This is a genomic window from Candidatus Izemoplasmatales bacterium (assembly GCA_041649275.1).
Taxonomy (GTDB): Bacteria; Bacillota_I; Bacilli_A; order Izemoplasmatales; family Hujiaoplasmataceae; genus UBA12489.
Genome location: JBAZNL010000006.1, coordinates 22,330 through 46,873, shown reverse-complemented (window position 1 = coordinate 46,873; position 24,544 = coordinate 22,330). Strand labels below are relative to the sequence as shown.

General features: G+C 64.6%; 24 protein-coding genes and 1 other annotated feature. All 24 genes read right to left on the bottom strand.

Features of this window, described 5'->3' with window-relative positions:
- Position 1 precedes the first annotated feature (1 nt).
- The 24 genes from WC509_05205 to ruvB all read right to left on the bottom strand — a co-directional run bounded on the left by WC509_05205 (position 2) and on the right by ruvB (position 24,481).
- Entirely contained in the window at positions 2-2,587 is a 2,586-nt protein-coding gene (locus WC509_05205; protein ID MFA5006840.1) for a valine--tRNA ligase, read from the bottom strand.
- Positions 2,584-3,066, bottom strand: a complete 483-nt coding sequence (locus WC509_05200; GenBank protein MFA5006839.1) for an NUDIX domain-containing protein — start codon at positions 3,064-3,066, stop codon at positions 2,584-2,586. The genes WC509_05205 and WC509_05200 overlap by 4 nt, the downstream gene beginning before the upstream one ends.
- Before the next feature lie 36 nt (positions 3,067-3,102).
- Positions 3,103-3,305, bottom strand: a binding site (T-box leader).
- 53 nt (positions 3,306-3,358) lie between these two features.
- The gene (locus WC509_05195; protein ID MFA5006838.1) at positions 3,359-4,036 is read right to left on the bottom strand and encodes a class I SAM-dependent methyltransferase; all 678 of its coding nucleotides are present in this window, start codon (positions 4,034-4,036) and stop codon (positions 3,359-3,361) included.
- 17 nt (positions 4,037-4,053) lie between these two features.
- Positions 4,054-4,641, bottom strand: coding sequence for a ribosome biogenesis GTP-binding protein YihA/YsxC (yihA, locus tag WC509_05190; GenBank protein MFA5006837.1), 588 nt, complete (start codon positions 4,639-4,641; stop codon positions 4,054-4,056).
- 9 nt (positions 4,642-4,650) lie between these two features.
- Positions 4,651-5,832 (bottom strand): class I SAM-dependent rRNA methyltransferase, encoded by a 1,182-nt coding sequence (locus WC509_05185; protein ID MFA5006836.1) that lies wholly within the window; start codon positions 5,830-5,832, stop codon positions 4,651-4,653.
- An 81-nt stretch (positions 5,833-5,913) separates the two neighbouring features.
- The gene (locus WC509_05180; GenBank protein MFA5006835.1) at positions 5,914-7,170 is read right to left on the bottom strand and encodes a pitrilysin family protein; all 1,257 of its coding nucleotides are present in this window, start codon (positions 7,168-7,170) and stop codon (positions 5,914-5,916) included.
- Positions 7,170-8,465 (bottom strand): insulinase family protein, encoded by a 1,296-nt coding sequence (locus tag WC509_05175; protein ID MFA5006834.1) that lies wholly within the window; start codon positions 8,463-8,465, stop codon positions 7,170-7,172. The genes WC509_05180 and WC509_05175 overlap by 1 nt, the downstream gene beginning before the upstream one ends.
- Positions 8,462-9,166: a purine-nucleoside phosphorylase gene (gene deoD / locus WC509_05170; protein ID MFA5006833.1), complete on the bottom strand. Its 705-nt coding sequence runs from the start codon at positions 9,164-9,166 to the stop codon at positions 8,462-8,464. Before deoD ends, WC509_05175 begins: the two co-directional genes overlap by 4 nt.
- 1 nt (position 9,167) lies before the next feature.
- Entirely contained in the window at positions 9,168-9,782 is a 615-nt protein-coding gene (locus WC509_05165) for a hypothetical protein (protein MFA5006832.1), read from the bottom strand.
- The gene (deoC, locus tag WC509_05160; GenBank protein ID MFA5006831.1) at positions 9,782-10,435 is read right to left on the bottom strand and encodes a deoxyribose-phosphate aldolase; all 654 of its coding nucleotides are present in this window, start codon (positions 10,433-10,435) and stop codon (positions 9,782-9,784) included. Before deoC ends, WC509_05165 begins: the two co-directional genes overlap by 1 nt.
- Positions 10,432-11,070, bottom strand: a complete 639-nt coding sequence (locus WC509_05155) for a hypothetical protein (protein ID MFA5006830.1) — start codon at positions 11,068-11,070, stop codon at positions 10,432-10,434. Before WC509_05155 ends, deoC begins: the two co-directional genes overlap by 4 nt.
- A gap of 15 nt (positions 11,071-11,085) precedes the next feature.
- Positions 11,086-13,821, bottom strand: coding sequence for an isoleucine--tRNA ligase (gene ileS, locus WC509_05150; GenBank protein ID MFA5006829.1), 2,736 nt, complete (start codon positions 13,819-13,821; stop codon positions 11,086-11,088).
- 336 nt (positions 13,822-14,157) lie between these two features.
- The gene (locus WC509_05145) at positions 14,158-14,478 is read right to left on the bottom strand and encodes a cell division protein SepF (protein ID MFA5006828.1); all 321 of its coding nucleotides are present in this window, start codon (positions 14,476-14,478) and stop codon (positions 14,158-14,160) included.
- Positions 14,479-14,480: 2 nt separating this feature from the next.
- Positions 14,481-15,125 (bottom strand): YggS family pyridoxal phosphate-dependent enzyme, encoded by a 645-nt coding sequence (locus WC509_05140; GenBank protein MFA5006827.1) that lies wholly within the window; start codon positions 15,123-15,125, stop codon positions 14,481-14,483.
- Positions 15,126-15,140: 15 nt separating this feature from the next.
- Complete coding sequence (locus tag WC509_05135; protein MFA5006826.1) at positions 15,141-15,326, bottom strand: hypothetical protein; 186 nt, start codon at positions 15,324-15,326, stop codon at positions 15,141-15,143.
- Positions 15,319-16,047, bottom strand: coding sequence for a 5'/3'-nucleotidase SurE (surE, locus tag WC509_05130; protein MFA5006825.1), 729 nt, complete (start codon positions 16,045-16,047; stop codon positions 15,319-15,321). Before surE ends, WC509_05135 begins: the two co-directional genes overlap by 8 nt.
- Positions 16,044-16,343: a YhbY family RNA-binding protein gene (locus WC509_05125; protein ID MFA5006824.1), complete on the bottom strand. Its 300-nt coding sequence runs from the start codon at positions 16,341-16,343 to the stop codon at positions 16,044-16,046. The genes surE and WC509_05125 overlap by 4 nt, the downstream gene beginning before the upstream one ends.
- Positions 16,344-16,355: 12 nt before the next feature.
- Positions 16,356-17,798, bottom strand: a complete 1,443-nt coding sequence (gene mgtE, locus WC509_05120; GenBank protein MFA5006823.1) for a magnesium transporter — start codon at positions 17,796-17,798, stop codon at positions 16,356-16,358.
- A gap of 12 nt (positions 17,799-17,810) precedes the next feature.
- Entirely contained in the window at positions 17,811-19,214 is a 1,404-nt protein-coding gene (mgtE, locus tag WC509_05115) for a magnesium transporter (GenBank protein ID MFA5006822.1), read from the bottom strand.
- A 122-nt stretch (positions 19,215-19,336) separates the two neighbouring features.
- Positions 19,337-20,506 carry a cell division protein FtsZ gene (ftsZ, locus tag WC509_05110; protein ID MFA5006821.1) on the bottom strand — a complete coding sequence of 390 codons (1,170 nt, stop codon included), beginning with the start codon at positions 20,504-20,506 and terminating at the stop codon, positions 19,337-19,339.
- Between the two features lie 184 nt (positions 20,507-20,690).
- Positions 20,691-21,803, bottom strand: a complete 1,113-nt coding sequence (gene tgt / locus WC509_05105; GenBank protein MFA5006820.1) for a tRNA guanosine(34) transglycosylase Tgt — start codon at positions 21,801-21,803, stop codon at positions 20,691-20,693.
- A 13-nt stretch (positions 21,804-21,816) separates the two neighbouring features.
- Positions 21,817-22,389: a phosphate propanoyltransferase gene (locus WC509_05100; protein MFA5006819.1), complete on the bottom strand. Its 573-nt coding sequence runs from the start codon at positions 22,387-22,389 to the stop codon at positions 21,817-21,819.
- A gap of 47 nt (positions 22,390-22,436) precedes the next feature.
- Positions 22,437-23,474 (bottom strand): tRNA preQ1(34) S-adenosylmethionine ribosyltransferase-isomerase QueA, encoded by a 1,038-nt coding sequence (gene queA / locus WC509_05095; protein MFA5006818.1) that lies wholly within the window; start codon positions 23,472-23,474, stop codon positions 22,437-22,439.
- 2 nt (positions 23,475-23,476) lie between these two features.
- On the bottom strand, positions 23,477-24,481 hold the full coding sequence (gene ruvB / locus WC509_05090; GenBank protein MFA5006817.1) for a Holliday junction branch migration DNA helicase RuvB: 1,005 nt from the start codon (positions 24,479-24,481) through the stop codon (positions 23,477-23,479).
- Positions 24,482-24,544: the final 63 nt, after the last annotated feature.

The window sequence follows — 24,544 nt, the reverse complement described above, 5'->3', positions numbered from 1 at the left end:
GTTATCGCCTGACGGCCTCCAGGCGCTCGCGCGCCAGCCGCAGATTCTCTGCGTAGTCCGCCCGCTTCGCCTGTTCGGCGTCGATCTTGGCGGCGGGGGCCTTCGCGAGGAAGGCGGGATTCTCGAGCATCGCGTCGCTTCTTCTGATCTCGCCCTCGAGACGCTCGATCTCCTTATTGAGACGAGCGACCTCGGCGGCGATGTCGACGAGCGATCCGAGCGGCAGGTACAGGGTCGCGCCCGGGAGGATGACGGTGAGCGCATGTTCGACCGGGGGTAGGTCGGAGGCGATCTCGAGTCTGCCCGGGTTCAGGAACTTGACGAGCAGGCGGCGGTTCTCCTCGAGGAAGGCCGCGGTCAAATCGGATTCAGTGCGGATCAGGACGTCGACGGGCTTGCCCGGGGCGACGTTGTATTCGCTCCGGACCTGGCGGACGCCGACGATCAGTTCGAAGACGCGGTTAAGCGAGGACGCATCGGCGATCGGCAGGCGGTCGGCGGTCGGCCACGGCGCGCGCATGATCGAGGGTTCGACGTGCGGCAGCTTCTGCCAGATTTCTTCGGTCACGAACGGCATGAACGGATGGAGCGCCCGCACGATCGCGGAGAGGACGTGCAGGAGCACGGCCCGCGTCTCGCGCTCGCCGATGGAAAGCTTCGCGATCTCCACGTACCAGCTGGCGAAGTCGTTCCAGGCGAAGTTGTAGAGCTTCTTCGCCGCCTCTCCGAATTCGTACTTGTCGAAGTCGGCGTTCGCGCCGTCCAGGGTCTCGTCGAGGCGTCCGAGGATCCAGCGTTCGGCGACGCCTTGCGGCAGCGGATCGAGTTTCATGTCCGCGACGGTGGCGCCCTCGGTGTTCATGAGGACGTAGCGCGAGATGTTCCAGAGCTTGTTGATGAAGTTCCAGGCGGCCTCGACCTTCTCCGGTTCGTAGCGGAGGTCGAGTCCCGGACTGGAGTTGGTGGAGATGAAGTAGCGGAGGGCGTCGGCGCCGTACTGGGCGATCACGTCCTGTGGGTCGACGCCGTTGCCGAGCGACTTCGACATCTTCCTTCCTTCCGCGTCGCGGATCAGTCCGTGGATCAGGCACTGACGGAACGGACTCTCGCCGGTGAACTCGATCGCCTGGAAGATCATCCGGGCGACCCAGAAGAAGATGATGTCGTAGCCGGTGACGAGCACGTCGGTCGGATAGAAGCGCGCGAGGTCGATCGTCTTCTTCGGCCAGCCGAGGGTCGAGAACGGCCAGAGCGCGGAGGAGAACCAGGTGTCGAGGACGTCCTCGTCCTGGCGCCAGCCGTCGCCTTCCGGCGCCGTCCGGCCGCAATGGATCTCCTCGCCCCTATACCAGACCGGGATCCGGTGACCCCACCAGAGCTGGCGCGAGATGCACCAGTCCTCGATCGATTCCATCCAGTTGACGAAAATCTTCTTGAAGCGCTCGGGGACGAACTCGACCGTATTTTTTTCGACTGCGTTCTTCGCGAGCAGGTCCATCCGCACGAACCACTGCTTCGAAAGCCGCGGTTCGACGATCACTCCGGTGCGTTCGGAATGGCCGACGTTGTGGGTCACGGGTTCGACCTTGAGAAGCAGGCCGAGGGCCTTCAGGTCGGAAACGAGCGCCTTCCGGCAGGCGAAGCGTTCCATCCCCTCGTAGCGGCCAGCCCGCGCGTTCATCGTGCCGTCCTCGTTCATGCACAGGGGCATCTCGAGCTTGTGGCGCTTTCCGACCTCGAAGTCGTTCGGGTCGTGGGCTGGCGTGACCTTGACGATGCCGGTCCCGAAGGCGCGGTCGACGTAGGCGTCGGCGATCACCGGGATCGCGCGGTCCGTCGTCGGGATCCTGACCTGTTTCCCGATCAGTCCCGCAAACCGCGGGTCTTCGGGATGGACCATGAGCGCGACGTCGCCGAACATCGTCTCGGGACGGGTCGTGGCGACCGTGAGTCCGCCCGTGGATCCGTCCGCGAACGGATAGGTGACGTGGTAGAAGGCACCCTGGATGTCGAGATGCTCGATCTCGATGTTGGAGAGCGCGGTCTTGGCCTCGACGTCCCAGTTGATGATGCGTTCGCCGCGGTAGATGTAGCCCTTCTCGTAGAGGCGGACGAAGACCTCGTTCACGGCCTCTGAGAGACCCTCGTCGAGGGTGAAGCGCTCGCGGTCGTAGTCGAGCGAGAGGCCGATGCCCTTCCACTGCTCGCGGATGATCGAGGCGTATTCTTCCTTCCAGCTCCAGGCGGCCTTCAGGTACTTCTCGCGGCCCAAGTCGTAGCGACTGACGCCCTGCGCCCTGAGGCGCTGGTCGACCTTCGCCTGGGTGGCGATGCCGGCGTGGTCCATGCCGGGCAGATAGAGGGCGTCGTAGCCCTGCATCCGCTTGCGGCGGATCAGGATGTCCTGGAGGGTGGTGTCCCAGGTGTGGCCGAGGTGGAGCTTGCCGGTGACGTTCGGCGGCGGGATCACGACGCAGAACGGCGGCTTCGTCGGATCATTCGCCTTGAAGCAGCCCTGTTCCAGCCAGAATTCGTATTTGCCGGATTCGACCTCGGCGTGTTCGTATTTCGGTTTCATGTCGATCATGAGTAGCGTCTCCCTTCGACGAGATTGCGCTCGCCCGCGAAATAGGCCCGGATCGTCTCCAGGTTGTCCGACGAATGGATCTCGGGCAGGTTGGCGATGGTGAACCAGCCGAACCCGAGCGATTCGTCATCGTTGATCTTGAGTTGTCCACCGACGACGCGGCCAACGAAACTGTGGCAGATGACCTCGGCCCTGTCCTTCTTCCGCCAGGTCATCGAGGGGTTGACGAAGACGCCGACGAAGCCGGAAATCTCGACGTCGAGGTCCGTCTCCTCCTTGACTTCGCGGATCGCGCCTTGGGCGATCGGTTCGTCCAGTTCGAGGAGTCCGCCGGGCAGGCCCCATTTCAGATTGTCGCTCCGCTTCTGCAGGAGGATCTCGCCCTTGTCGTTCGGGATCACCACGCAGGCGGCGTTCAGGATGATCTTGGCGTCCCCGACGAGGCCCCGGATCCAGGCGATGTAGCTCTTCTTGTCCATCATGTTCCCTTCTTTCAAATAAAAACGCCGTCCTCGGAAAAGGACGACGAAGTCGCGGTACCACCTTTGTTCCGGCTTGCGCCGGCACTCGACCCCGTAACGCAGGGATGCGTCCGCGGCTACTCGATTCGCCGCGGCTGCTTCACGGCGACGTTCACGGAGCCTGGCGTGGACCTCGCACCGATCGGTCCGCTCGCTTGAGCCGGTTTTCCGCTACTCTTCCGCTTCACAGCATTTCTTTCTTCCATTATACATCATTTCGTCCGCAAGTAAAGCGGAATCGGGTCGAAACTCAGCGACAGCGCTTGAGGACGCGTTCGGATTCCGGGGCGGACAGTTCGTGGAAACGTTCGACGATCAGGATCCCGGCGCAGAACGAGGTCTTCATGAAGGAGACCGCGTAGCGGCCGCCGAGTCCGGAAAGGACGGCTTCGAACGTGTGGTAGTGTTCCGTCGGATCCCAGGCCTCGAGGTTCGCGAGGCGGCACGCCTCGCGCTCGCGCCCGTCGGCGAAGAGGACGTCGCCGACGTAGATCCGGCCGAACGGCGCAAGCAGGCCGACGAGCCGGTCGAGGAAGGCGACGAGGTCCGTTTCCGGGAGATGGTGCATCGCCCAGGTCGAGACGATCGCGTCAAAGCCGCCGGAGACTTCCGGAAGTTCGCGCGTGAAGTCGCCCTGGAGGAGGGTCGCCTCGGGGAGGCGCAGGCGGCAGATCTCGAGCATTCCGCCCGACAGGTCAATGCCGGTGACTTCGATGGTCTCGGGCGCCAGCCGGGTCTCGAAAAGACCGGTACCGATGCCGAGGTCGAGGACCTTCGCGCGTCCGAGGCGGGCGCGACCGGCGATTTCCGCCGCGATCAAATCGAGGGTACGCTGGTACCCCGCGAACGGAAACTCGTTGTCCCTGTCGCTTTCGACCACACCCTGGTCGTAGCCGGCGGCCAGGCGGTCGAACAGACTCTGGATCATGGCGATTCCCCCGATGGTCAGGATTGGACGGCTTGGTCGATCCGCTGCCAGACGGCGTCGACGTTCTCCTTCGTCTTCGAGGAGAAGACGAGGATCTCGTCCGCCGTTTCCGGTTTCAGAGCCGCCCTGATCGCGCGGAGCTGGACGGCGCGTTCGTTGTTGGAGAGCTTGTCGGCCTTCGTGAGCACGACGGTCACGGGCAGGCCGTGGTTCTTGTAATAGGCGTACATCGTCAGGTCGTCGGCCGAGGGGATCCGCCGGAAATCGAGCAGGAGGATGCCGATGGCGAGCTTCGGGGTGACGGCGAAGTATTCCTCGATCATCGAAGAGAAGCGCTCGATCTCGGTCTTCGGGGCGGCGGCATAGCCGTAGCCGGGGATGTCGACGAGGTAGAAGGCGCGGTTGATCAGGAAGAAGTTGAGGAGCCGGGTCTTGCCCGGGGTCGCCGAGACGCGGGCGACCTTGTGGTTGTTCAGGATCGCGTTGATGAAGGACGACTTCCCGACGTTCGACCGGCCGGCGACGACGACCTCGGGGAGGTCGTCCTTGGGATACTGGGCGGGACGGACGCAGGATCCGAAGAATTCGATGGACTTGACGATCATGGGGGCCTCCTAGCGCCGGTCGAGGACGCGGAGCACCACGACCTTGAGATAGAATGATTCCTCGCTGCCGAGCAGCGTCGGATGGTCCTTCCCCTGTGTGCGGAACTCGATCATCTGGACGATGCGGCCGGCGTCGACGCCGGCCTCGAGGAGCATCTCGAGGAAGAGCGCGGGGGTCATGTAGTGCGAGCAGGAACAGCTGACGAGGTAGCCGCCGTGGCGGACCAGGCGGAGTCCCTGGATGTTGATCTCCTTGTAGCCGGCGTAGGCGTTCGCGAGATTCTCGACGTTCTTGGTGAACGCCGGCGGGTCGAGCACGACGACGTCGTACTGATTCCCCTTCGCGAACTCCTCGCGCAGGAGGCTGAAGACGTCGGCCTTGATGACGGAAACGTTCGCAAATCCGTTCAGCGCCGCGTTCTTCTCGATGCGGTCGCAGGCGGACGCCGAGATGTCGACGCAGACGACCGATTTCGCGCCCGCCTTCGCGGCCGCGAGGCCGAAGCCGCCGGTGTGCGAGAAGCAGTCGAGGACGTCCTTCCCGCGGACGTAGGGGGCGATCGCCGCATGGTTCTCGCGCTGGTCGAGGAAGGATCCGGTCTTCTGGCCGTTCTTGACGTCGACGTCCATCAGGACGCCGTTCTCCTCGACCCGGACCAAGTCCGGGACGGTGCCGTAGAGGACGCCCTTGGCCTCCTCGAGGCCTTCCTTGATGCGGACCGCGACGTCGCTGCGCTCGTAGATGCCCTGAGGGGCGAAGAGTTCGACCAAGAGTTCGACGAACATCGCCTTGCGCTTCTCGATGCCGAGCGAGAGCACCTGGACGACGAGCCAGTCCTCGTACTTGTCGACGATCAGTCCCGGGATCCCGTCGGACTCGGCGAAGAAGGCGCGGTAGGAACCGGTGAAGCCGAGTTCCCTGCGCGCCGCGTCGGCGGCGCGGAGACGCTCCTTGAAGAAGGCGCGGTCGATCGCGACGTCATCGCGGGCGAGGATCCGGACGAGGATCTTCGAGGCGGTGTTGAGATAGCCCTTCCCGATGAAATCGCCCTTGGCGGAATAGACGTTCGCGAGTTCGCCGGAGACGATCTCGCCCTCGATCCTGGCGACTTCGTTGCCATAGACCCAGGCGTGTCCGTTCCGGATTCGGACTTCTTCCTTCGGTTTCAGTATCAGCCTGCAGCCATCCATCCGGTCCACCTCGCTTCTTCTTCCATTATAGCATAGACGCCAACGTTTCGCACCCCTTGGGGTAACGAGTCTCGCCTTGCGTCAGGGACGACGGTAGACGACGGAAACCCGGGCGGAGGAATCGAGCGCGGGTATAAGCGCCTTCAGATCATCCAGGGTGATCCGGTCGATCGCCTCGATCAGCTCGAACACGTCCACGTCCTCGAGCTCGTAGTCGAGGATGAATCCGGCGAGCGCCGAGACGCTGTTGAAGGACTGCACCGAATTGCCGACGAGGCGCCGCTTGGCGGTCTCGAAGCGCACCGGATCGAGATGGTCGGCCGCATGGTCGAAGAGCGCCCAAAGCGCCTTCGCCGCGGACGCCGGCTTCTTCGTCTCGGTATAGACGACGAGATGTCCGTAGTCGGGTTCGCACTGCGCGGACGCTTCGAACGCCTCGTTCACGAAGCCCTTGCGGACGAGGTCGCGGTGGTTCTTGGACGCCTTCCCGAAAAGGCAGTCGAAGAGAAACGCCCAGGCGATCTCCTCGACGTCGTTCTGAAAGCACGACTTCCCGTTCGGACGCCCGAACTTCACGCCCAGCATGAGCATGTCGTTCCTGATGTCCTTCTTCTTCGTCACCGCCGTCTTGGCGGGGATCCGTGATTCGGGAACACTGGCACGTTCCGGCCGCACGCCGCCGGGGAGGGGAATCCCCTCCGCGAACGCGAAGACGGCCTCGGGGTCGACGTCGCCGACGACCAGGAGGCGCATGTTCGAGGGCACGTAGTAGGCCGCGTGCGCGCGCCGCAGGACCTCGGAGTCGATCGCCTGGATCGACTTCGCGGTGCCGGCGATCGGATGGGCGACCGGATGGGCGGCGTAGAGCGCGTGCAGGAAGTCCTCGTAGATCAGATCGTTGACGTCGTCCTCGTACATCTGGATCTCGCGGGCGATGATCGACCGCTCCTTGAGGACGCCCGCCTCCGGGATCGACGGATGGAACACGAGCGAAAAGAGCAGCTCCGCGGCCGGTTCCCAGGCCTCGGTGGTGGAACAGTAGTAATCGGTGACGTCGGCGGCGGTGTAGGCGTTCACCTGCGCCCCGACGCGGGCGAACGCCTGCGACGGGTCCGCCTCCTCGTTCTCGAAGAGCATGTGCTCGAGGAAGTGCGCGGTTCCCTGCGGAAACGCGTTCAGGCCCCTTGCGCCGTCCTCGTCGATCGACCCGAACTCGACGGCGAGGTGGATCTCGGTCTTGTGGAAGCCGGGTTTGGGCACGACCGCGACCCGAAGGCCGGCGGAGGTGGTCTTCCGGACGATGGTCTCGTTCAGTTTCCTCGCGAACGCGGTGTCCATCAGCGGTTCCTCCCCGTGAGCCGGTACTCGGTGTCCTCGATCAGAAGCGCGATCTGCGCCGCGACGGCTTCGGCGGTGACGGCCTGCACGGCAGCGACCGCCCGGTCGAGGTCGTAGGGGATCCCGTAGAGGCGGTCGAAGTGGGCGTGGTCGGCGACGATCCCGCGGAGCGAGTCGGTCGACTGCCGCATCCGCTTGACGACGGCGTTCTTGGCGATGGTCAGGTCGTCCTCGCTGAAGCGGCCGGCGGCGAGGTCGTCCTTCACCCGCCCGATGACCGCGGAGGCCTGGTCCTCGCGTCCCGGCTCGACGCCGGCGGAGACGAAGACGGCGCCCTTGCCGGCGGCGTAGACGCTGTAGACGTAATAGCAGAGGTGCTCCTTCTCCCGCACCGTGCGGAAGAGCATCGACGTGTCGGAGTCCCCGAAGAGGGCGTTTCCCACGACGGCGGCGTAGTAGTCCTTCGAGCCCGACCGCGTCGGGAGGCGGTAGCCGAGGACGAGCCGCGCCTGGCTGACGTCGCCTTCCTCGACGACGCGTTGAACGTCGGTAATGTCCTTGGTCTCGGTGTCGGTCCAGACGGGGACCGTCGGGCGCGGCGAAAAGGCGAAGCGGCGGGAGAACGCCCTGGCGATCTCGTCGGAATCGAAGTCGCCGACGGCGACCGCCTCGACGAAGTCATTAGCGAGCATGTCCCGATACGCCTCCGTGAGGCCTTCGGGCGTGACCTTGTCGAGGGTGTCGTAGTCGCCCTTGGCGCGGTAGCGGGCGAGTTCGTCCTTGAACATCGCCTCGGACATCCGCTGGAAGGCGTATTCGGCCTTGTCGGCGTAGTCCGCCTCGATGTCCTCCCGGAGGAGCCGGACCTCGTCTTTCACGACGCCGGCGCGGATCAGCCCGCGGTAGGTCCGCGGGCGCAACACGACGTCATGGAAGAGGTCGAGCGCCTCGTCGAGCACCCGGGCATCGCCGGGGAGGTAATGGTCGTTCACGACCGAAAGCGAGAAGGTGACGACGGACATCATCCCCTGCTTCGCCACGCCGGCGCCGACCTGGGCGCCGTAGAGGCGGTCGCAACGATTCTGGAAGAGCCGTTTCGTGGGCAGGGTCGCGGTCCCGTCGAGGAGCGCATACGGCAAAAGCGCCCGGAGATTCAGGGTCTCCGGGCGAAAGGGTGCGCTGAAGCGCAGCTGGAAATAGGACGTCTTGAACTTCGTCGTCGGCACCAGCCGGAGCCGGTAGCCTTCCATCTCGAGGAGCCGGGGTTCCGGATCCCGACGTTCGCCGCGGATCACAGGGCCTCGAGGGCGACCTTCATCATGTTCGTGAAGGCCTTCTCGCGCTCTTCGGCGGTGGTCTCCTCGCGGGTGACGAGCGAATCGGAGATCGTGAGCAGGCAGCCGGCTTCCTTCCCGAGCACCCTGGCGTTGTGGAAGAGCGCGAACGACTCCATCTCGACGGCGAGGCAGCCGTGCTCCGCGAGGATCGTCCTGAAGGGCGTGCCGCCCTCGCGGTAGAACACGTCGGAGGAGTGGACCGTGCCGCGATGGACCGGGACGCCGATCCGCGCCGCCGCTTCCGCAAGGCTTTCGACGAGCGCCGGGGTCGCCGGAATCAGATGCTCGGGCGCGCCGCTCTGCGCCATGGCGTAGTTCGATTCGCTCCACGAGTGGTCGACGAGCATCACGTCGAAGAGCTTCAGGTCGGGCGTGTAGGCGCCGGCGGAGCCGACGCGGACGATCCGCTCGACGCCGTAGAACTTGAAGAGCTCGTACGAGTAGATGCCGATCGAGGGCATGCCCATGCCGGAGCCCATGACGGAGACCGGCTTGCCCTTGTAGGTGCCGGTGTAGCCGAACATGTTGCGGACCTGGTTGAACTGGACGGGATGGTCGAGGAACTTCTCCGCGATGTACTTCGCGCGGAGCGGGTCGCCGGGCATCAGGACGGTCTTGGCGATGTCGCCGGGTCTGGCGCTGTTGTGGGGGGTTGCCATGTCAATCATTCCTTTCGGGTTCGGCGGAAGCCGCGTCGGCGGGCGCCGGGGATTCGGCGAAGGCCGCGATCCGCGCGACCGCCTCTTCGTCGCCGTAGACGTGGAAGCGGTAGGCGTTCTTCATCAGTTCGGAGCGGAAGCCGACGAGCGGGACCTTCGCCTCGGAAACCGATTCGAAGATCCGGAAGTCGACGCCGACGGGGACGGTGATCGAGTCCTTCGGGCTCTTCGCGAAGGCCGGCTGGTTGAACGCCTCGAGCGAAAGGCGGCCGTCCTCGAGGAAGAGGCCGGAGCGCTTGAGGAGCAGCGAGTTGCCGAGCTTCTCGACCATCGGGACGTACAGTTCCACGTGCGGATGCTTCTCCTGCACGTAGGCGAGGTGGGAGGCGAGGGCGCGGCGGTAGCGGCGGGCGGTGGAGAAGTCGCGGACGACGCTGTAGAGCACGCCGCCGAGTCCGGCGGCGACGCCGCCGACCCAGTCGATCGCGCCGACCAGGAGCATGTAGAAGGCGAAGACGAGCGCCGCGTAGAAGGCGGCGTGGATCGCGATCCTGTCCGCCTTGAGCGGCGCCACCGCCTGCAGGGTGCCTTCGATGACGCGGTCCTGGAGGGACATCAGTAGCCGGACCCTTCGCCCGCGGTCATCAGGGCGACGCCGTTGGAGGTGCCGATCCGGGTCGCGCCGGCTTCGAGCATCTTCTCGAGGTCTTCCTTCGTCTTCACCCCGCCGGCGGCCTTGACGGCCTTGCCGGAAGCTTCCTTCATGATCTTCACGTCTTCGGCGGTGGCGCCGGCGGTGCCGAAGCCGGTGGAGGTCTTCACGAAGGTCGCGCCGGTCTTCCCGACGACGGCGCTCGTGCGGGCGATCTCCTCCTTCGAGAGGTAACAGGTCTCGATGATGACCTTGACGACGCGCCCCTGCGCGGCCTTGACGATCCGTTCGATCTCGGACTGGACGTAGGCGTCGTCGCCTTGCTTGACGCGGCCGACGTTTATGACCATGTCGATCTCGTCGGCGCCGTTTTGGACGGCGTCGAGGGTCTCGAAGACCTTCGTCTCGGTCGTGTTCGCGCCGAGCGGGAAGCCGATGACCGTGCAGACCAGCACGCCGGTCCCGGCGAGCTTCTCCTTGGCGTATTTGACCCACGCGGGGTTGAGGCAGACGCTCTTGAATTGCCACCGGGCCGCCTCGGCGACGAGCTGGTCGATGTCCTTCGCGGTGCCGAAGGCCTTGAGGTAGGTGTGGTCGATGTACTGGTTCACGTTCATGTCGTTTCCCTCCCTGGGAAGATGCGTTCGGAAAGCAGGAGGATCCCCTTGAGGATCCAGCCGACCGACAGGGCGTAGGCGATCGTGCCGAGCCCGACGGCGCCGAGGCCGTTGCCGGATAGATATCCGATCGCGATCGCCAGACCGACGATCAGCGATTCGTTGAGCGTGCGCGCCGCCGAGAGCTTGAATTTGGTGACGTGCGCGGTGAAGAACATGAGTTCGTCGAAGATCCCCGCCGGCAGCTTCGTGCGGATCAGGATCGAAGAACCGAGCGGGATCGCGAGCGCCGAGACGGCGAAGGCGACCCACGCCGCCGCCCCGGTCGGATGGAAGTCCTTGAGGACGACCAGACCCCAGAAGTCGGCGATCGGCGAGAAGATCGCGACCTGGGCGACGAGGAAGGTGAACTTCCAGGTGCGGAAGAAGACGGAGAGGAAGAGGATGTAGACGGCACAGATGATGGCCGAGGTGAGACCGAAGGTGAGGCCGGTGACCGTGCTCAGGACCGCCGTCAGGGTGTCGCCGGGATTCCCGCCGAAGCCGGTGCGAAACGACAGCACCACCCCGAAGGAGATGCATGCGATCCCGAGGACGTAGAGGAGGATGTTCCTGGGGGTGAGGCGGGCGCGCATCGGAGACTTCACACCTCAGCCGCGGACGACCGCGGCGCAGCGCGGGCAGAGACCGTCGTCGTCGACGGCGTCCACCACCTGCCAGCAGCGCTCGCAGGCCGTGCCGGGGGCAGGTTCGACGTCGATCGAGACGTCGACGGCCTTGAAGCTGCCGTAGCCGTCCTTCCTGACCTCGAAGCGGGAGACGATGAAGACGCGGGCGAGGTCGACCTGCAGGCGCGCGAGGAGCGCCTCGACGCGGCCCTTCGGGTAGATCGTGACCTTGGCGTTCAGGGACTTGCCGATGACCTTCGCGGCGCGGGCTTCCTCGAGCGCCTTCTGGACGGTCTCGCGGAAGGAGAGGAACTCGTCGTAGTTGGCTTCGAGGGTCTCGTCCCACGCCTCGACCGGAGGCATCCGGAGGAGCGCGGCGTCCTCCTCGTCCCTGTGCGGCAGGTAGCCGTAGGCTTCGGAAGCGGTGTGCGGCAGGATCGGGCAGAGCAGCCGGATCAGGGCGTCGGTCATGCGGTACAGGACCGTCTGGACGGCGCGGCGCGAGGGGTCGTCCTTCTTCTCGATGTAGAGGATGTCCTTCGCGAAGTCGAGGTAGAACGAGCTCGCGAAGGTGACGAAGTTGGCCGCCTTGCGGGACACGTCGTCGAAGCGGAAGTCTTCGTAGGCGGACAGGCATTCCCGTACGAGCCGGCGGGTCTTCCCGAGGAAATAGCGGTCGATCTCGGTCATCCTCGACTCGTCGACCTGGTCGACGTGGAAGTCGAAGTCGGCGAGGTTGCCCAGCAGGAACTTGAAGGTGTTTCGGATCTTTCGGTAGGTCTCGGCGACCTGGTTCACGAGTTCGTCGGAGATGCGCACGTCGGACTGGTAGTCGACGGAAGCGACCCAGAGTCTCAGGATGTCGGCGCCGAGCTGCTCCATCACCTTGTTCGGGTCGACGACGTTGCCGAGCGACTTCGACATCTTCCGCCCCTCGCCGTCGAGCACGAAGCCGTGCGAGACGAGCGTGCGGTAGGGGGCGGCGCCCTCGGTGGCGACGCCGGTCGTGAGCGAGCTGTTGAACCAGCCGCGGTACTGGTCGGAGCCCTCGAGGTAGAGGTCGGCCGGATACGGCTGGCCGCGGTCGATCATCGCCCCGTGGTGCGTCGAGCCGGAATCGAACCAGACGTCCATGATGTCGGTCTCCTTCGCGAAGCGTCCGTTCGGGCTGTCCGGATGGGTGAATCCGGGCGGCAGGAGTTCTTCGGCGGAGCGCTCGAACCAGGCGTTGGAGCCTTCCTTCTCGAAGATTGCGGCGACGTGCTCGATCACGTCCTTGTCGAGGACGGCGGTGCCCTTCTCGGTGTAGAACGCCGGGATCGGGACGCCCCAGGCGCGCTGCCGGGAGATGCACCAGGCCTCGCGCTCCCTGATCATGTTGCCGAGGCGGACGTCGCCCCAGGACGGATACCATTTGACGGACTCGATCGCCCGGAGGATGTCGTCCTTGAGCTTCTCGATCGAGGCGAACCACTGCGGCGTGGCGCGGAAGATGACCGGCTTCTTGGTGCGCCAGTCGTGGGGATAGCTGTGGCGGATGGTGCCGGACTTGAGGAGCGCGCCGCATTCCTCGAGGGCGAGGATCACGGCGGGGTTGCAGTCGTCGACGAACAGGCCGGCGAAGCGGGGGCCGGCGTCGGCGGTCATGCAGCCGCGGGCGTCGACCGGGCAGAAGACGGGCAGGCCGTACTTCTGGCCGACGTTGAAGTCGTCCTCGCCGTGGCCGGGGGCGGTATGCACGAGGCCGGTGCCGTCCTCGGTGGTGACGTGGTCGCCTAAAATCACCGGCGAGGTGCGGTCGTAGAGCGGATGGCGGTAGGTGACGCCCTCGAGTTCGCTTCCGGAGACGGTCTTCTGAATGTCGGTCCTGAGGAGCTGGAGTTCGGTCGCGACCGCCTCGAGGCGACTCTTCGCGAGCACGAGCAGACGCCCGGTCTCGGTCTTCACGACGACGTACTCGATCTCGGGACCGGCCGCGACCGCGAGATTCGCGGGGATCGTCCACGGCGTCGTCGTCCAGATCAGGAGCTCGGCGCCCTTGGGAAGGATGCCCTTGGCGGAGACGACCGGCAGGGCGACGAAGATCGACGGCGAGGAAACGTCGAAGTATTCGATCTCGGCCTCGGCGAGCGCCGATTCCGAGGAGGGCGACCAGTAGACGGGCTTCAGGCCCTTGTAGATCAGGCCCTTCTCGACCATCCGGGCGAAGAGGCGGAGCTGCGCCGCCTCGAAGGCGCGGTCGAGGGTGATGTAGGGCTTGTCCCACTCGCCGAGGATGCCGAGGCGGCGGAACTGGCCCTTCTGGATCTCGACCTGCTCGAGCGCGTAGGTCTCGCAGAGGCGGCGGAACGCCGCCACCGACATCGACTTGCGGTCGACCTTGCGGTCCTTGGAGAGGGCGTTCTCGATCGGCAGGCCGTGGGTGTCCCAGCCCGGGATGTAGCGGACGTAGTGGCCGGTCATCGTCTTGTAGCGCAGGACGAAGTCCTTCAGGGACTTGTTCAGGGCGTGGCCGACGTGGATCGAGCCGTTGGCGTAGGGCGGCCCGTCGTGCAGGACGTACTCGGGCAGTCCGTGGTTGCGCTCCAGGAGCTTCTCGTAGAGGTTGAGCTCATCCCAGCGTTTCTGGATGAGCGGCTCCTTCTGACCGAGGTTCCCGCGCATCGGAAACTCGGTTTCGGGCATGAGCAGGGTGTCTTTCCAGTTCTTCTTTTCCATGATTTCCTCCGTGCAGGTCCGCGGGAACGAAAAAATCGCCCCCGAAAAAGGGCGATTGCCTGGAACCGCGGTGCCACCTTCATTCCGGCTTGCGCCGGCACTCGAAGCCCTTAACGCGGGCGGACGCGACCGTCTACTTGGTTCGACGGCCGGCTCACGGGGGATGGCGTGAAGGCGGATTCCGGACGTCTCACCGTTCGTCCGGTCTCTTGAAATCCGTGGGGATCACGTCGTGTCCCGATCATCGCAGATGCATGATTCTTGAATATTATACTACATTTCGCGCGCGAAATCAAGCGCGGCCGCACGCCGCCTCCGGACTTCGCGGAACCGGAGTCACTTCTTCGAGCCGTACTGGTTGACGAACTTCGTGAGCGTCGGTCCGTTCAGGTCGCTCTTCTGCGCCATCAGGTAGATCTTGTCCTGGATCCTGACGATCTCGCCGTCGCAGGCGTAGAGCACGCCGGTGAGGAAGAGGAGGTTCTCGTTGGCCTCCTGGATCAGGCAGTCCGAGAAGTTGAGCACGATCGGGATCCGATGCATGATCTTCTCCGCGTACTCGTAGATCTTGGCGGTGTCGTGGACGCGGAAGAACTCGAGCTGCTCGAATCCGACGTCGGTGGTCTTGACCGGTTGCTTCTTCTGAAAGAGTCCCATCATCATTCCTCGCTTCTGAACAGGATCGAGCCGAGCCGCACGTGCGTGGCGCCGGCCTGAAGGGCGAGCCTGTAGTCGCCGCTCATCCCCATCGACAGGTAGGCGCAGGGGGCGTGGAGCCACCCCTCGGCGCGGATCGCGTCGCGCAGCCGCGCGAGCCGTAAAAACGTCTCGAGCACGACCGCATCCTCGGCCTCGGCGGCCATGCCCATCAGGCCGACCACCCTTATTCTATCATACTCCGCGAGATCCTTGACGAAATCCCGCAGGTTTTCCGGTTCGACGCCGTCCTTCGACGGTTCGCCGGAGACGTGCACCTCGACGAAACAATCGAGGGGGGTCGTCCGCCGCTTCTGAATCTCGGCGGCGAGGCGGAGACTGTCGAGCGAATGCAGGCAGTCGATCGTCTCGACGACGCCTTTCGCCTTGTTCGACTGGAGGTGGCCGATGAAGTGCCAGCGGATCGGCAGGTCCGAAAGCGCGGCGCGCTTTTCGAGATAGCTGTCGGTCCGGTTCTCGCCGACGTCCGTGACGCCGAGGCGGGAAAGTTCGGCGATCGTGTCGGCGCCGACGTACTTGGTCGCGGCGACGAGCGTGGCCGATCCGAGGTCGCGTCTGACCGTTTCGAGGTTCTTCGCGAGATTCATGGCGTCCACGTCCTTTCAGCGCCGATAGGTGCGGGCGGAGGCGTACGAGGCGATTCCCGTGACGACGACGAGGCCGATCGCGACCACAAGCCGCGCGCTCTCCGACAGGTCGCCGAACGCGAGCGCCGCGAACGCTCCCGCGCCGAGGACGACGTAGGAAACGACGATCGCGAGCAGGCGCTTCTTGTCCGCGCTATTCAAGCTCCCCGACCTTCTTCTTCAGCTCCGCGAGCCCGGAGGAGGTGCGGTTCCCGAGCTTGAGCGGGGTGATCGAGGTGTAGCCGTTCTCGGCCGCCCACAGGTCGGTCCCGGGGATGAAGTCGTACGGCAGGTAGGAACGCTTGTTCTTGTACACGCCCTCGGGTCCCTCGACGTAGTAGTGGTGCATCGGCCGGAAGGCGATGTCGGTCACCATCACGCCCTTCGAGGTCTCGTAGCGTTTGGAGGGAAAGTTGACGTTCAATACGTAGTTGCGCGAGGTCAGGTCGTGGTCGACGATGTAGCGCATGACCTCGTCGAAATGCTTCTCGGCGGGCCCGTAGTGGCCGAAGTCGCACGAGAAGGCGATCGCCGGGACGCGCGCCTTGAGCGCCTCCATGGCGGCGCCGACGGTGCCGGAGTAGATCGTGTCGATCCCGATGTTGAGGCCGTCGTTGATCCCGGAGAGGACCAGGTCGGGCTTCAGGTCGAGGCCGAAGATGCCGAAGTGGACGGCGTCGGCGGGCGTGCCCTCGACGCTGTAGAGTCCTTCTTCCTGGCGGTAGGCCTTCGACTGGAACCAGCCGCCGCGGGAGACCGAGGCGCCGCTCATGTGCGTATGGGGGGCGACGACGGTGACGTCGCCGTACTTCTTCGCGAGGTCTGCAAGCAGCCTGATCCCGACGGCCTGGTAGCCGTCGTCGTTGGTGACGAGGATCTTCATCGGGGCAGCTCGATCCGCTTCTCGAGCTTCGGGTTCGGACGATAGCCGACGAAGGTATGGCCGATCTTCTGGACGACGGCGATCTGACGCTCCGAAAGCGCCAGGGCGACCTCGTCGAAGTCGCTCGCGGCGGTGTCGAGGAGGGCGATCTTGACGAGTTCGTTCTTCCGGACGAAGTCGTCGATCGCGGAGAGCAGCGTGGGGGTGAGCCCCTCCTTGCCCACCTGGAAGGCGGCCGGACGCGTCATCGCGAGGCTTCTGAGCTTGCTTTTCTGTTTCCCGGTCAGTTCGATCATGGGATTCCTTTCTTACGCCGAAGCATAGAGCGGGAGAAGCACCGCGAGGCTCAGGGCGTAGTAGATGACGAGGGTGGCGATGTCGGCGAGGGTCGTGATGAACGGTCCGGAGGCCACGGCCGGGTCCTTCTTGAGCCAGCTCATGAGGAGCGGGACGAACGCCCCGAGGACCGTTGCCGTCAGAAGCGCGACGGCGATCGCGAAGGCCGTGACGGCGCCGATCGCGATGTCCCGCGCGGCCGGCGGCCAGCCGTCGGCGATCGCGGCGGTGACGACGCCGACGCCGAACACGACCAGACCGATCCCGAGGCCCTCGATCAGACCGGTGACGATCTCGCGGCGCAGGGTCCGTTTGATCTGCGCGCGTTTCAGGACGTTGTCGTTCTTGGCGAGGTAGCGGATCATGACGGCGAGCGACTGCGTCCCCGAATTGCCCGACATGTCGAGGAGGAGCGGCAGGAAGATCGCGAGCTCCGCGGCCAGGCGGCGGGCGCCGTCGGAACTGGTGAAGGCGCCGTCGAAGAGCGAGAGCGCGATCGAGGACAGGGTCGAGAGCGCGAGCAGGACGAGGAGCCAGGGCAACCGGCTCTTCACCGACAGTTTGACCGACTTCTCCTCGGCCGCGATCTCGGCCGGGGCGACCGAGGCGAACTTGGCATAGTCTTCCGTCTTGATCTCGTCGATGACGTCCATCAGGTCGTCGTAGGTGACGATCCCGACGATCCGTCCGTCCTCGGCGATCGGCATCGAGGAGTTGCCGTAGTCGAGCATCATCCGCGCCACCGTCTCCTTCGAGGCGTGCGGGTCGGCGGAGACGACGTGCGGTTCCATGATCTCGCCGATCGTCTGCGAGGCGCGGGCGAGGATCAGGTCCTTGAGGTGGAGGGAGCCGACCAGCTTCTGCTTGTCGACGACGTAGAGGATCGAGATGTACTCGGTCTCGCCGGCGATGCCGGTGAGCTTCTTCATCGCGTCGGGGACCTTCATCGAGACGCCGAGTTCGACGAAGCTGTTGGACATCACCGAGCCGATCTCGACGTCGGCGTAGCTCCAGTACTTCTTCAGTTCGTTGCGTTTCTTCGGGGAGAGCTGGTTGACGAGGTCGATGTCGCTTTCAGTCTCCTCGAGGTACTGCAAAAGGTCGACGGCATCGTCGGTGTCCATCGCGTCGATGACGGCGACGGCCGCCGGCGTCGGGATCTCGCGGATGCAGGAAATGGCGTCTTCCCGCTCGAAATGCTCGAACACGTTTGCGGCGACGGCGACCGGGACGGCGGCGAAGAAGCGACGGCGGAGCTCCGGTTCGAGGCCGAGGAGCGCATGCGAGACGTCGAACGGATGGTATTCGTCGAGCAGCGTGACGAAGGCGGGGTCGTCCAGACGGGTCCGGATCAGGTCGGCCACTTCCGCGACATAGTCGCGTTCGGCGAGTTCTTCCTTGAGTTCCTCGTTCATGGCGTCACCCCCTCACATCAGCCCGCCGAGCAGGAGCGCGGCGAGACCGAAGTAGATGAGAAGCGAGAGGATGTCGTTGATCGTCGTGATGAACGGTCCGGAGGCGACCGCGGGATCGATTTTGACGAGCTTGCAGAGGATCGGCACGAAGGCACCGGCGACGGTCGAGACCGTGAGCGCGACGGCGATCGCGAGCGCGATCACGGCGGCGAACGGAAGCGTTTCGGAAAACGACGCGCCGTCGAGGGTGCGGAGGCCGAGGACCAGTCCGAAGACGACGACCCCGAGGACGAGGCCGTTGACGAGACCGGTCAGAAGTTCGTGGAACAGGTGGATCGACCGTTCCTTCCGGGTCTCGAGTCGGTTGTCGGCGAACAGCTGGATGATGACGCCGAGGCTCTGGGTGCCGGTGTTGCCGCACATCGAGAGCACCATCGGCATGAACAGCGCGAGCGTCGGAATCGCGGCGATCACGCCCTCGAAGCCGGCCACCACGGAACTCGTGACGACGTCGAGCAGAAGCAGGATGATCAGCCACGGCATGCGCTTCCGCACTGCGACGGCGGCCGACTCCTTCTCGTCGTCGACCTCGACGTCGGCGACCGCGGCGAGCTTGGCATAGTCCTCGTCGCTCTCTTCGTTCTGCGCCTCGATCATGTCGTCGAAGGAGAGGATCCCGAGGATGCGGCCGTCGTCGCCGACGACCGGCAGGAGCATGAAGTCGTAGTCGCGCATGATCCCGATCGCCTCTTCCTTGCGGGTGGTCGGGGTCACGGTGACGAGGTTGGTCGTCATCAGTTCGCGGATCGGGGTGTCGGGGCGGTTTCCGGAGGAGATGATCTCGCGGAGCGAGAGCACGCCGACGAGGACGCCGTCCTCGACGACGTAGAGGTTGTTGATGAACTCGGTCTTCCCGGCGGCGTCGACGAGCGCGCGGATCGCCTGCTTGACGGTCAGGGTCGGGGGAATCGCGACGAAGACGTCGTTCATGATCGAGCCGACGAGGTCGTCGTCGTAGTCGATCATGGCCTTGATGCCGTTGCGACGCTCGAGCGTGAGGAGGGCGAGGAACCGGACCCGCTCGTCGCGGTCCTTGAAGGCCTGCAAAAGGTCGACGAGGTCGTCGCCCTCCATCCCGTTCAGGATCCGGGCGGCGTCCGGAAGGGGCAGTTCCTTGACGTAGACGACGGCGTCCTCGGGATCGAGATGCTCGAAGACGTCGGCGAGGGTGGCGCCGTCGAGGAGGGCGTAGAACTTCTTCCGCTCGGCGGGATCGAACAGCGGGAGGGCCTGCGAGAGGTCGAAGTCGTGAAAGTCGGAAAGGCGCTCCTTCTTCTCGTCGACGCGGCGGTCGGAGCGCACGATCTCGACGATTTCGAGTTCGAACGGCGTCCGGATGTCGTTTTCTTCGTTCATCGGAATCCCTCCTTCCATCAGTCCATTGTACCATCATTCGAGGTTGTTTACAACCTCCGGAAAATAAGAATCAGGCCAAGCGCGGAAACGCTCGGCCTGATGGGTCGCGGAAACGGGGTTGCCTACTTCTTGAAACGGTCCTTGAGCCACGAGGGGATCGAGACGTCCTCGGGTTCTTCTTCGGGCTTCTTCGGCTGCTGCTTCTCGACCTCGCGCTTGACCTTCTCCTCTTTCTTGACTTCCTTCTTCGACTTCGGCGGTTCCTTCGCGGGAACCGGTTCGACGGCCGGGATCACCGGCTTCGGTTCGGTCTTGAGGAGCTGTTCGCGCTTGAGCGGGTCGTCGGAGAAGCCGGTCGCGATCACGGTGACGACGATCTCGTCGCCGAGGTCGGTGTTGATCGCGGACCCGTAGATGACGTTGATGTCGGTCGTCGAGCTCTTCTGGATCTCGTCGACGATCTCGTGGATCTCGTAGAGCGAGGCGTTGAGGCCGGAGGTGATGTTGACGATGGCGTCGGTGGCGCCGTTGATCGAGGTTTCGAGGAGCGGGCTCCGGATTGCGTCGCGGGCGGCTTCGACGGCGCGGTTCTCGCCGGAGGCGATGCCGATGCCCATGAGCGCGGTGCCCTTGTCCTTCATGACGGTCTTGACGTCGGCGAAGTCGACGTTGACGACGCCGGGGACGGCGATGATCTCGGTGATGCCCTGGACGCCCTGGCGGAGGACGTTGTCGGCCTCGCGGAAGGCGTCGAGGTAGGGCGTGTCCTTCTCGACGACGTAGAGCAGCTTGTCGTTGGGAATCACGATCAGGGTGTCGACGTAGGGACGGAGTTCCTCGACGCCCTGCATCGCGACGGTGGTGCGCTTGCGGCCTTCGAAGGAGAACGGCTTGGTCACGATGCCGATCGTGAGGCAGCCCATCTCGCGGGCGATGCGGGCGATCACCGGCGCGGCGCCGGTGCCGGTGCCGCCGCCCATGCCGGCGGTGATGAAGACCATGTCGGTGTCCGACAGGATCTCGCGGATCTCGTCTTCGGATTCGAGGGCGGCCTGGCGGCCGACCTCGGGATTGGCGCCGGCGCCGAGTCCGCGCGTGAGCATCTTCCCGAGCTGCAGGCGGACGTCCGCCTTGGAGAGGCGGAGGACCTGGGCGTCGGTGTTCATCGCGATGAATTCCACGCCCTGGACGTCGTTCTCGATCATGCGGTTGATGGCCGAGCCGCCGCCGCCGCCGACGCCGATGACCTTGATCATCGGTTTCTGGTTGAAATTCTCATTCATGTCGAACATGGAGGACCCCCCTGGCGCAGCTTCGTCGCGGTTTTGTGAAAACCCGGCGTGATGCTCTGCGCACGGCCTTCGGACACGATCTTGACGCCGGTCCGAAGCGGTGCGCGCTTTATAATCATTATACGTAATGTCGGGCGAATATTCAATAAGAGGAACGTATAATTCGATGTCCGGACGAACGTCCCTAGCGATAGTACCGGGCGAAGAAAGCGTCCTTGAAGGCGACGAGCCGGTCTTCCCTGACGGCGGCGCGGATCGCGTGCATCAGCCCCTTCAGGAAATGGAGGTTGTGATAGGTGACGAGCCGGAGTCCGAGGATCTCGTCGGCCTTGAAGAGGTGCCGGAGGTAGGAGCGGGTGTAGGTGCGGCAGACCTTGCAGTCGCAGTCGGGATCGAGCGGGCCCATGTCGTTTTCGTATTCCCGGTTCTTGATCACGACCTTGCCGTGCGAGGTCATCGCCGTGCCGTGGCGGGCGATCCGCGTCGGCAGCACGCAGTCGAACATGTCGACGCCGTTCATCGCGCCGACGATCAGGTCGTCGGGGGAACCGACGCCCATCAGGTAGCGCGGCTTGTCCTTCGGAAGCAGTTCGTCCATGTAGCCAAGGACCTCGTACATCTCGGCCTTGGTCTCGCCGATCGCGAGACCTCCGATCGAGTATCCCGGAAAGTCGATCTTCTGCAGTTCCGACGCGCAATAGGCGCGCAGGTCGCGGTGCGGTCCGCCCTGGACGATGCCGAACAGCGCCTGGCCGTCGGGGTCGGCGTGCGCGGCTTTGCCGCGCGCGGCCCACCGGACGGTCCGTTCGACGGACTTCTTCATGTAGTCGTAGGACGAATCGAACGGCGGACACTCGTCGAAGCTCATGATGATGTCGGCGCCGAGATTGTTCTGGACGCGGATGCTGTCCTCGGGGGTCATGAACAGGCGCTCGCCCGACAGATGATGCCGGAACTCGACGCCTTCCTCCCTGATCTTGCGGATCTTGGAGAGGCTGAAGACCTGGAATCCGCCCGAGTCGGTAAGCAGGCCGCCGTCCCATCTCATGAACCCGCGGATCCCGCCGTGGGCCTTGACGACGGCGTCCCCCGGCTGCAGCCAGAGATGGTAGGTGTTGCCGAGGATGAGGCCGTCGCTCACTTCCATCGTCTCCTGCGGGTCGAGCGTCTTGACGGTCGCCTGGGTGCCGACGGGCATGAAGATCGGCGTCTCGAAGTCGCCGTGGGACGTATGCAGGACGCCGATCCGGGCTTTCGTCTCGCGGGATGCGCGGACGACGTCGAAAGAGAACGGCATCGCCTTCAGCCGATCAGAGGATGGTGCCGTAGACGACGCCGGAAACGCCGGCGGCGTTCCCTTCGTCGGTATCGATGTGCATCGCCGTGGCGAAGTCGGCGCGGACGCGGCAGACGACGTCGCCGAAGATCAGCGAGCGGCCTTCGGTGTCGATGCGGACGAGGACCTTCTCCTTGTCCGAAAGACCCCAGGCGGCGGCGTCGGCCGGCGTCAGATGGATGTGGCGCTTGGCGATGATGACGCCCTCGGAGACGGTGATCTCGCCCTTCGGACCGACGATGCGGCAGGGGGCGCTGGCCTTGATGTCGCCGGATTCGCGGACCGGGGCGACGATCCCGATCGAGCGCGCGTCAGTGAGCGAAAGCTCGACCTGGGTGTCCTTGCGGACCGGACCGAGGATCGAGATGCCGGCGAGCTCCTTCTTCGGGCCGACGACGGTGACGCGTTCCTCGGCGGCGTACTGGCCGGGTTGGGAGAGGGGTTTCTTGACGGTAAGCTGGTATCCCGGGCCGAACAGCGTCTCGAGCGCGGTGGGGGACAGGTGCACATGACGTGCGGAAACTTCGACGAGTATTTTCTTTTCCATGGATGGAACCTCCTATAGGGACTTTGCGTGGATGGATGGAGCGGGCATCAATGCTTCGACGGCAGGATCAGCATTGCGTCGCCGAACGAGAAGAAACGGTACTTTTCGGCGATCGCGGCGGCGTAGGCGGAAAACACGATCTCCTTCGAGGCGAAGGCGGAAACGAGCATCACGAGCGTCGACTTGGGCAAATGGAAGTTGGTGATGAGACCGTCGATCGCCCGGAACCGGAAGCCCGGATAGATGAAGATGTCGGTCCATCCGGAAGCCGGAACGAAGCGGCCGTATTTCGCCATCACCGTCTCGAGCGTCCGCGTCGAGGTGGTGCCGACGGCGATGATCCGGCGACCTTCGCGGCGCGCGTCCTCGAGCGTCGCGGCCGTTTCGGCCGAGAGCGCGTAGAACTCGGAATGCATCCTGTGCGTCGTCACGTCCTCGACGGCGACGGGCCGGAAGGTACCGAGGCCGACGTGGAGGGTGAGGGAGGCGACGGTGACGCCATGGGCGCGGATCCGGTCGAGCAGTTCGGGGGTGAAATGCAGTCCGGCGGTCGGGGCCGCGGCCGATCCGACGACCTTCGAGTAGACGGTCTGGTAGCGGTCGCGGTCGGCGAGCTGTTCGTGGATGTACGGCGGCAGCGGCATCTCGCCGAGACGGTCGAGCAGTTCGAGGAACACGCCGTCGTAGGCGAAGCGGAGAAGGCGGATGCCCTCCTCGCCGACGCCCACGCAGGTCGCCTCGAGGAGTCCGTCGCCGAAGACGATCACGCTCTGTTCGCGGACCCGTTTGGCGGGTTTCGCGAGCGTCTCCCAGACGTCGCCCTCGAGTTGCCGGAGGAGCAGGATCTCGATCGCGGCGGCGGTGTCGCGCTTGATGCCGGCGAGCCGGGCGGGGAGGACCCGGGTGTCGTTCACGACGAGCACGTCGCCCTTTTCGAGATATTCGACGATGTTGTAGAAATGGTCGTGGACGAGCTCGAACGAATCGCGCCGGCAGACCAGAAGGCGCGAGCCCTGACGGTCCGAAAGAGGCGTCTGGGCGATCAGTTCGGGCGGAAGGACATAATCGAAATCGGAAGTCTTCATGTTCAGAACAGGCTGCCCTGGTATCCTTTCTTGAGATGCTGGTATCCCTTCTCGGTGACGACCCGGCCGCGGGGCGTCCGGCTGACGAAGCCCATCTGGATGAGATAGGGTTCGTACACGTCTTCGAGCGTCGTCGGGTCCTCGCTGATCGAGGTGGCGATCGTCTCGAGACCGACGGGACCGCCGCGATACTTGTCGATGATCGCGGCGAGGTACTCGCGGTCCTTGCGGTCGAGTCCGGTCTCGTCGATCTTGAGTTTTTCGAGCGCCGTCTTGGTCACGGCGGCAGTGACGACGCCGTCGTTCAGGACATCGGCGAAGTCGCGGACGCGGCGGAACAGGCGGTTGACGATGCGGGGGGTGCCGCGGCTGCGCTTGGCGAGTTCGCTCACGGCCGATTCGTCGATCGTGCAGTCGTAGATCCTCGCGGTGCGGCGACAGATGATCTCGAGGTCGGGGACATCGTAGAAGTCGAGCTTGTGGACGATTCCGAAACGATCGCGGAGCGGCCCGGTGAGGTCGCCGTAGCGCGTCGTCGCGCCGATCAGCGTGAACGGCGGGAGGTCGACGCGGATCGATTTGGCGCCCGCATCCTTCCCGACGACGATGTCGATCACGAAGTCCTCCATCGAGGAATAGAGGATCTCCTCGACGATCTTCGGCAAACGGTGGATCTCGTCGATGAAGAGCACGTCGCCCGGTTCGAGCGACGTCAGGATCGCGGCGAGGTCGCCGGTGCGCTCGATCGTCGGACCGCTGCAGGTTTTCATCGAGACGCCCATCTCGTTGGCGATCACCTGGGCGAGCGTCGTCTTCCCGAGTCCGGGAGGACCGTAGAGGAGGACGTGGTCGAGGGTCTCCTGCCGCTTCTTCGCGGCTTCGACGGCGACCTGGATCATCTCCTTGACGTTCGGCTGGCCGATGAACTCCGTGAACCGCTGGGGTCTGAGCGTCGCTTCGATCTCGTCGTCGACGAGCAGATTGTTGGCTATCACGCGTTTGTCCATCGTCTCCACCTCACATCCATTATATCAAAAAGCGGACGAAATTAACCTCGTTATTTTCCGGTC